The sequence below is a fragment of the Chitinophaga sp. genome (assembly GCF_035564935.1).
GTDB lineage: Bacteria > Bacteroidota > Bacteroidia > Chitinophagales > Chitinophagaceae > Chitinophaga.
Map to the genome: position 1 here is coordinate 1 of NZ_DATMTE010001065.1, position 1,984 is coordinate 1,984.

General features: G+C 46.8%; 1 protein-coding gene. It reads left to right on the plus strand.

What is annotated here, in order from left to right; translation table 11 throughout:
* Positions 1 to 266: 266 nt before the first annotated feature.
* Entirely contained in the window at positions 267 to 1,841 is a 1,575-nt protein-coding gene (locus VN105_RS27610; RefSeq protein ID WP_325646346.1) for a trypsin-like peptidase domain-containing protein, read from the plus strand.
* Positions 1,842 to 1,984: the final 143 nt, after the last annotated feature.

The following is a 1,984-nucleotide window of genomic DNA, read 5'->3' on the forward strand; positions in this document are numbered from 1 at the left end:
GCGTAATCAGTGTTCCAAGACAATTTAAAGCGCCGAAGGCGCTGCATAAGCTAACAATTTGTCGGAATTACTTGTTATATTGACAGGCAGGCTGCCATGCCTGTCAGTGCGGTTTTAAGGGGTGTTTAACGATTGATATAAAAATGTGTTAAAGTGAATCCCCTCTGTTGCGTTTGATTCGTAGTGCGATTTAAATTTGTAGTCAGGGCATGTAAATTGATCATATCCCCGCGTTATTATTAATTATCACGCAAACACACTATAATATGAAATTCAAGCAAATTGTTACAACTGTTTTTCTCAGTGCTGTAACGGCAGCTGCCTCCATATTTGTGTATGGCAAATATTTTCAGCCGAAGCAGCCGATTGTTTTCCAGAATGGTACCGAAATCCCTGTTAATTACGCCCGCTATATGCCGGGTACGGAAGGGAATGCAAATGCTACCCCACCCTCCGATTTCACCACCGCGGCAAAAGCAGCTGTGCCGGGTGTAGTACATATCAAAACAAAGATCAACCCCAGGCAGGTAACCAATGGTAATAACCTGCAAAGAAGACGCAGTATCCTGCAGGATCTTTTTGGAGATGATTTTTTTGGAGATGAATTTAACGGTGGCGGAGATGGCCGCAGGTACTATGTTCCGGGCCAGATGGCTTCCGGTTCCGGCGTACTGATTTCTGCGGACGGGTACATTGTAACCAACAATCACGTAATTGCCGATGCAGATGAGATCAGCGTTTCCCTCAGCAACGAAAACAAGGTATTCAAAGCTAAACTGGTAGGTACAGACCCCAGCACAGACCTGGCCGTTATTAAAATTGACGCCAAAGACCTTCCTTACCTGTTGTACGGCAACTCCGATAATGTGGAAATAGGACAATGGGTACTGGCCGTGGGTTACCCGCTTAACCTCGATGCTACCGTAACCGCCGGTATTGTGAGCGCCAAATCCCGCTCTATCGGTATCAACAGAAGCGGTGGCAGGGTAAACAGCGCCATCGAATCCTTTATACAAACCGATGCTGCGGTAAACCAGGGTAACAGCGGCGGCGCACTGGTGAACACTGCCGGTGAACTGGTAGGTATCAACTCGGCTATTGCCTCCCCAACCGGTTCTTATGCAGGTTACTCTTACGCCATCCCGGTAAACCTCATCAAAAAAGTAGTGAACGATATCCTCAAATATGGTAACGTTCAAAGGGCTTACCTGGGTGTAAGATACGCGCCTTCTTCCCTCATCGCCAATATGAGTGATGAACAGCTGAAGGATGCCGGTATTAAAAGAGATGTAAACGGCGTACAGGTAACAGATGTATTACCTAACAGTTCCGCTGCGGCAGCAGGCCTTCGTACCGGCGATGTGATCACTGCAGTGAACGGCGTAAAAATCCCTACCACTTCCCAGCTGAGTGAACAGGTAGCACGTTACAAACCAGGCGATAAGATCAGCTTAAGTTACCTGCGCGATGGTAAAGAAACTACCGTGAATAACGTGGTAATGAAGAACCTGAAAGGTAATACAGACCTGGTAAAGATCACTGCATTAGACCGTTTGGGAGCCGATCTCTCCGAACTTGATAAAGACCAGGCGGCCCGTTTGGGTGTAAATGGCGGTGTGGTGGTAAATGATATCGGCAACGGTATCCTGAAAAAACAAACCACGATGGCGCCCGGCTTTGTGATCCTGAAAGCAGGCAATACACAGATCACTTCTGTGGATGAACTCAGCAACGCAGTGGAAAAACAAAAGAACCTCAAGCTGATAGGTTTCTACCCTGAAAAAGGCGGAAATATCTATTACTACAATATTGTTACCGGCGCAGGCGCCGAAAACCTCTGATCCCCGTATTGAAATAATTGGGTTTTTAGGTCTTAAAAGAAAAAGTCCCGTTTCCGGTGAGCCGGAGCGGGACTTTTTCCTTTAAGTCGTACATGTGTTGCCTGGAGAAGCAGGTCATGCAATCAGGCATTATTATGAAAACC